The organism is Planctomycetota bacterium (genome assembly GCA_026387035.1).
Classification (GTDB): Bacteria; Planctomycetota; Phycisphaerae; order FEN-1346; family FEN-1346; genus JAPLMM01.
On record JAPLMM010000092.1, the window covers coordinates 1 to 6,447 of the forward strand.

Below are 6,447 nucleotides of genomic sequence, written 5' to 3' on the forward strand. Positions count from 1 at the left end.
ATCCAAAAACCGCTCGCGGGCCGCAGATTGCCGTTGTTCTGTGAGGCAACATTCACATAGTAGGGGTTGTTGAAGTTGGCCCACACCCTGGCACTGGGGTTGTTTGCGTCAATAAATGGATTCGGAATCGCGGCCTGGGGAGGGGGACCGTCGACTCCACCGCCCGCCCAATAGGACCACGGCATCGCGTTGTGGTCAACCGGTGGGATCGTCCCAGTGTAGTTAGGACAGCCTGCTCCGGCAGCATAACCTCCAATTTCAAAACCGGGGTTGATGCAGAAGTTCACAGTAGCATTCGCGGTGTTCAGCCCGGCGAAGGTCAGGCCCAGCACCGCGCACGCCACGACTGCCACACTCAGAAATCTCGAAAACATAGTTGGTCTCCTATGCTTGCACATGTTCCTGCTCCTTCCGCCCTCTGAGGGGCTTTTGCGGGTCTCTCGCCGAGACCCTGAGAAATGAACATCGACCTGCCAGCTAACTTTCGTTTCAAGATGCGGCCCCCTAAACTCCAGGAGGAGTATACCACAGATTTCTGAAAAGTCAAATCGGAAGTGGGGGGGGGTGGGGGTAAGTGCCTGTAAATAAAGGACTTACGGAGGAAAAATTTTTCGGATTTTCCCCAGTTTTTCCCTCTCCCGGCCTTTCCCCCATGAGACGGCGGGGTTTCAACGCAGAGGTCGCAGAGACCGCAGAGAAAAACAGAGATCGTGGAAAGGCAAACGGCAAACCCGCCGTCGCCGACCCTGCTCTGCGACGCCGGCTACGCAGGGCGAAGCAGAGGGCTATGGCGGGCAGGCGGCAACCGGCAACACCAAGGTGTGCCACGGCCGGTCTTGTCGGAGCGCAGCGCAGACCCGCCGTAGTCCCGATTCATCGGGACGAAGGAGGGTCCGGCCGTGTGTTGTTCAGTCCGGGATCGGGTCCATTTCCAGAAGAACTCGGTCCATGCCTGCCCAGTAGCGTGCACTGGACCACAGCCACTCGGTGGAGGTGTCCACAAGCCCTCGGCGAACCGGGTTGGCGTGGATGTAATCGATGATCTCGCGTATCGCCCGTTGCTGGCAAACGTTCTTGTCGTATCCGCCGCCCGACAGCCAGAAGCAAAAGACCTTGCGATTGCCATGCCTGGCGGACAGTCGTCGGAGCCATTCTGAATCGCCCGTCTGCTGGAGCCGTCTCTTCGCCTTCCACGAAACCGGCCGCTTGACGTCATAAAGGAACCGCGACAGATCGTATTCGGTACGCCGCGGACGCACAGCGAGATGCACGTGCTCAGGCATGATTACATAGGCGTAAACGTCGAACTCATGGCGCTGCCGCGCCGTGCCGATGGCTTCGATAACCCACTTCCTCGTATTTTCCTTTGAGAGCAGGGGCAGGCGGTCCTTGCAGGAATAGGTCAGGTAGTGAGCGTGGCCGGGCTCGTTGAATACGCGGCGGCACTTTCGAATCCGTGCGGCCATGAAGTCAACATACACAGAAACGCACGGCCGGGCCCCACCGGGGTCCAAAGGCAAACAGGGACAAGACCGGCCGTGGCACACAGGCGCGCGCGGGGGGGCGCTCAGGCTTCTTCGATCGCGGCCTCTTGGCGCAGGCCGTCGAGGTAGGTCTCGATCGCCTCATCGCGCATCCGGGCGGCGAGGTGCCGGCGGATGGGATCGGCAACCTCCTGGAGGGCGTAGGGCGCAGCGGGTTTGCGTTCGATGAGGCGGACGATGTGAAAGCCGAACCGCGTGGCGAAGATGTCGCTCACGCCGCCCGGCTTCATTTTCCAGACGGTATGCTCGAACTCCTCGACCATCTGTCCGCGAGGGAACCACCCCAGGTCGCCGCCGTTCTCGGGACAGCCGGAGTACTTGACGGCCGTCTCGGCGAAGTCGGCGCCCGCGTCGAGTTCCTGCCGGGCCTTCCGCAGTTCGGCCTCGGCCACCTCGGGGGGCACGGACGCGCTCACGTGTTTGACGATGTGAGCGGCGTGAATCCGCTCGGGGGCCATGAACTCCTTCTGGTGCTCCTCATAGTACCGGCGTACGGCCTGGTCGGAGGGCTCCGGGAGGTCCTTGACGACGTTCTCCAAGAGTCGGCTGACGCGCAGATGGCGTTCGACGTCCGCGCGAAGTTTCTCCTCGGTTTTTGACCCATCGGCGCCCTGCATTACGGCTTCGATCGCCTTTTCGACGTCCTCGGGGGGCAGCGGTTCGGAGTCGGTCCTGGCGGCCTGTTCCAGGAGGACCCGCTCGATGGCGTTGTCGCGAGCCCACTCGCGGAGGCGGGCTTCTCGGGTGGCGTGGTCCTCGTCGGCGAACGCCTTCTCGTAGGCCGGCCGCATGCGCTCGCTCTCTTCGCGGATCGCCTCGTCTTCGATACGCACGCCGTTGACGATGATGGCCATGGGCCGCTCCCCGTGGTTCCACTGGTTCGCGTCAAAGGGGGACATTGTAGCGGGGTGCGGCCCGTTGTGCAACGTCTTGCGGCGAAGCGTGGCGGCGGGCTCGAAAGGCGCGCGCGCCGTTGGCTCGCGGCTAAACCCCGAGGGATCGGGGCAGGCGGTGAACGGCACAAAACGCGCCCAGAAAACTGGGCGGCTAAATGTGAACGGCGGCTACTTTTGGGGCGGGACGTTGGGGAAGAGTTCGCCGGGGGGGCCACGGCGGACGGGTTTTTCGGGGGCGGGGGGCGGGGTTCCCGCGGATTCATCCCGACTTCGTCGGGATTCATCTGCGGGCTTTGAAAGGCGCGGGGCGGAGGGCGACGCGGGGAGGGCGGCGGGTTCACCGGGCTGGGGAGCGGGCCTGGCTTTGGCGCCGGTCAACTCGTCGAGGGGAACGGGCCAATGGAAGGCGGCGGCGCTGGCCGCGAGGCCGCCGACGAGGATAACGAGGGCCAGCAGGGTTCCGATCTTTCCGGCGGCGGAGGCCCAGGCGCCGAGGCCGGCGAGGACGGCGAAAACTTCGAGGGTGATGAAGACGGTGCCGACGAGCCAGGCGATGGTGGAGCGGTTCTGGCCGGCGAGGTCGGCGTGGAAGGCGACGAGGAAGGTGATGACGAGGATCGGGAGGACGAGTCCGGAGGCGGCGGCGCGGAGGCTGAAGATGCCGAGCGATTCGTTGTTGGTCGGGTTCGCCATGGGTTCTCCTTCCAGCAAGGCCGCGGAGGCGGTCGGCGATGGCGGCCATCATAGGGTCCGCTGCGCCGTTGTCAACAGGTGGCCGGGCGGAGCGGAACGATTGCGGATTGCGGATTTCGGATTGCGGATTTGACGGCAACGGATGCACGGCGAAACAGGCGCGCGGCGCGGGATCAGGCCTGGAAGAGGTCCTTGGTGGAGAAGTTGGGTTCGCTCGTGAGGTGGATGCCGAGGCGCCTCAGGCCGGCCTCGTCGCCGGGGCGCGGGATGTGAGTCAGGTGGGCCTCGCATCCGGCGAGCGATTTCAGTTTTTCCATGGCGCGTTGAGCGGAGGGGTTGGTGGCGGCGCTGATGGAAAGGGCGATGAGGGCCTCGTCGAGGTCGAGGCTGACGCTCCGCGAGGCGAGGATGTTCTTCTTCAGGCCGGCGATGGATTCGAGAATGGCGGGGCTGAGGAGGTGGATCTGGTCGGGGATGCCGGCGAGGCCCTTGATGGCGTTGAGCACCAGGGCGCTGGCGGCGTGCATGAGAGGCGAGTTCTTGCCGGTGACGACGGAGCCGTCCGCCAGTTCGATGGCGGCGCCGCAGAAGATGCCCTTGTGGCCCTTGTCGGCGGCGCGAGCGGCTTCGTCGGCGGCCCGGCGAGCGGGAGCGACGACGCGGCGGCCTTCGGGCCGGACGCCGAGTTCTTCCATCAGGAGTTCGACGCGCTGGACGGTTTCGCGGGCGGCGACACCCATGGCATGTTCGCAGGCGTACTGGAAGAACCGGCGGATGACTTCCTGGCGGGCGGCCTCGCAGACGCAGGCGTCGTCGGTAATGGCGAAGCCGGCGCGGTTGACGCCCATGTCGGTCGGCGATTGGTAAACGGACTTCGCGCCGGTGATGCGCTCGAGGATGTGCCGCAGGACGGGGAAGACTTCGACGTCGCGGTTGTAGTTGACGGCCGTCTTGCCGTACGCCTCGAGGTGGAAGGGGTCGATGAGGTTGAAGTCCCGGATGTCGGCGGTGGCGGCCTCGTAGGCGACGTTGACGGGGTGTTTGAGCGGGAGGTTCCAGATGGGGAAGGTTTCGAACTTGGCGTATCCCGCGCCGCGGCCGCGCTTGTGCTCGTGGTAGAGTTGGGAGAGGCAGGTAGCGAGTTTGCCGCTCCCCGGGCCCGGACCGGTGACGACGACGAGGGGTTTTTCGGTTTCGATGTAGGGGTTGGCGCCGTAGCCGGCGTCGCTCGTGATGGTATCGATGTCGGTGGGGTAACCGCGCGTGGCGGCATGGGTGTAGACGCGGACGCCTCGGCGTTCGAGTTTGTTCTTGAAGATTTGCGCGGCGGGTTGGGCGTCGAAGCGCGTGATGACAATGGCGCGGACCTCGATGGACCAGTCGCCGAGGTCGTCGATGAGTTTGAGGACGTCGACATCATAGGTGATGCCGAAATCGGCGCGGAGTTTTTTCCTTTCGATGTCGCCGGCGAAGATGCACAGGAGGATGTCGGCCTGGTCGCGGAGGTGCTGGAGGAGGCGCATCTTGACGTTGGGGTCGAAGCCCGGGAGGACGCGTGCGGCGTGGTAATCGAAGAGGAGTTTGCCGCCGAACTCCAGATACAGTTTGTCGCCGGAGCGTCCGACACGTTCGAGGATGGCGGCGGTCTGCTGGTCGAGATACTTCGAATTGTCGAATCCGACGAGGCGCGTCGCTTCAGGGGGCCTCGCGGAGGAATCCGGGCAGGCGGTTTTTGAGGAACGGGCGCGGCGAGTGCGTTTCGTCACAGGATGTCCCCTAACGCGTGCGGCCGGCGGAGGTGCTCGCGCACCCGCAGACCGGCCGAGTTTCGAGAATAGTGTCGCGCCAGGCGGACCGTGTCAAGGATTCTCGCCGTCCGACCGCTGGGCCGCGCCGGCGCCGGGCGGCGAAAGGCCTTGACAATCGGCCGCCGTTTGAAAAGGATAACCGGGCCTTGGGGGCACGAAACCGGACGATGCGCGAAGGAGCGAGGCGTGGCGACGAAACTTAAAGGCAAGGCCTGCGTGGGCCAGTCCGGCGGACCCACCGCCGTCATCAACCAGACGCTCGTGGGCATCATCGAAGAGGCCTGGCGGCACCAGGAGATCAAGGTCTTGCTCGGGGCGCGTCACGGCGTCCAGGGGATTTTCGAGAGCGATTTCGTCAACCTCTCGAAGGTGCGCAAAGAGCGCCTCGCGGGCGTGGCGGCGACGCCGGGGGCGGCCCTAGGCAGCGTCCGGCACAAGCCGAAACCCGAGGATTGCCAGCGCCTCTTCGAGCAGTTCAAGAAGGAGGGCATCCGGTACTTTTTCTACATCGGCGGAGACGATTCGGCCCTGGCGGCCCACCTCATCAACCAGGCCGCGGCGAGGGAGGATTACGAACTCCGCATCTTCCACGTCCCGAAGACGATAGACAACAACCTCATGGAGAACGACCACACGCCGGGCTTCGGAAGCGCCGCAAGGTTCGTCGCAAGCGCGGTGCGCGGCGACGACCTGGACAACCGCAGCATTCCAGGCGTCAAGGTGGACGTCATCATGGGCCGCGACGCGGGCTGGCTGACGGCCTCGGCCATGCTCGCACGCCGGAAGGAAGGCGACGGGCCCCACCTCATTTACCTCCCCGAGGCGCCCTTCACGATTGAGAAGTTCACAGCCGACGTCCGGCAAGCGGTCGGAGAATACGGCCGGTGCGTCGCGGCCGTCAGCGAAGGCATCCGCGACGCCGAGGGCAACCTCTGGGCGGCCATCGCGGGCGAACGGCTCTTCGAGGCCCTGAAGGACGACCGGAAAGACATCCTCGGCAAGCCGAAGAAGGACGCCTTCGGGCATTACCAACTCTCGGGCACGGGCGTGCTGGCGGATTACCTGACGGCCCGCGTGAAGGAAGTGATGGACGTCGGCCGGGTGCGCGGCGACACGTTCGGATATCTCCAGCGATCGTTCCCCGGATTTGCGAGCAAGACGGACGCGCGCGAGGCGCGATTGGTCGGGCGCGACGCCGTCAAGGCCGCCTGCAAAGGCAACACGAACGGCTCCGTGGCGATCAAGCGAGAGAAAGGCCGGGCGTACAAGATCCACACGGAGGTCGTCCCGCTCGAAGCGGTGGCCGGGAAGAACCGCGAGGTGCCGAAGGAGTATATCTGTCCGGGCGCGAACGACGTCTGCCCCACGTTCCGGGATTACTGCCTGCCGCTCGTCGGCGAGTTGCCCGAGACGGCGCTTTTAGAATGACGTGCGGCGGCGCGGGAACGTCATATGTTCGCGCGGGCGCTCGAACGGCGCGCGCTCGCCTCCGGCTCGCGGCTAAAC

At 64.9% G+C, this 6,447-nt stretch carries 6 protein-coding genes; 1 reads left to right on the plus strand and 5 read right to left on the minus strand.

Annotated elements, in window-relative coordinates; all coding sequences use genetic code 11:
• The 5 genes from NTX40_03245 to NTX40_03265 form a co-directional block, all read right to left on the minus strand.
• A partial coding sequence (locus NTX40_03245) for a hypothetical protein (protein ID MCX5648101.1) occupies nt 1-398 on the minus strand: 398 nt, incomplete at its 3' end.
• 510 nt (nt 399-908) lie between these two features.
• Nucleotides 909-1,466, minus strand: a complete 558-nt coding sequence (locus NTX40_03250) for a transposase (protein MCX5648102.1) — start codon at nt 1,464-1,466, stop codon at nt 909-911.
• Between the two features lie 101 nt (nt 1,467-1,567).
• The gene (locus tag NTX40_03255) at nt 1,568-2,398 is read right to left on the minus strand and encodes a peptidylprolyl isomerase (protein MCX5648103.1); all 831 of its coding nucleotides are present in this window, start codon (nt 2,396-2,398) and stop codon (nt 1,568-1,570) included.
• Between the two features lie 210 nt (nt 2,399-2,608).
• A complete protein-coding gene (locus NTX40_03260; protein ID MCX5648104.1) occupies nt 2,609-3,133 on the minus strand; it encodes a hypothetical protein in 525 nt (174 codons plus the stop codon).
• Nucleotides 3,134-3,306: 173 nt separating this feature from the next.
• Nucleotides 3,307-4,899, minus strand: a complete 1,593-nt coding sequence (locus NTX40_03265; protein ID MCX5648105.1) for a DUF1846 domain-containing protein — start codon at nt 4,897-4,899, stop codon at nt 3,307-3,309.
• Between the two features lie 228 nt (nt 4,900-5,127).
• On the opposite strand from NTX40_03265, the gene NTX40_03270 reads away from it, so the two are divergent.
• Nucleotides 5,128-6,369, plus strand: coding sequence for a 6-phosphofructokinase (locus tag NTX40_03270; GenBank protein MCX5648106.1), 1,242 nt, complete (start codon nt 5,128-5,130; stop codon nt 6,367-6,369).
• The last annotated feature ends 78 nt before the right edge of the window (nt 6,370-6,447 follow it).

Coding starts and splice junctions, on each gene's coding strand:
- NTX40_03250 (MCX5648102.1), bottom strand. CDS start 1,466: ATGGCCGCACGGATTCGAAAGTGCCGCCGCGTATTCAACGAGCCCGGC.
- NTX40_03255 (MCX5648103.1), bottom strand. CDS start 2,398: ATGGCCATCATCGTCAACGGCGTGCGTATCGAAGACGAGGCGATCCGC.
- NTX40_03260 (MCX5648104.1), bottom strand. CDS start 3,133: ATGGCGAACCCGACCAACAACGAATCGCTCGGCATCTTCAGCCTCCGC.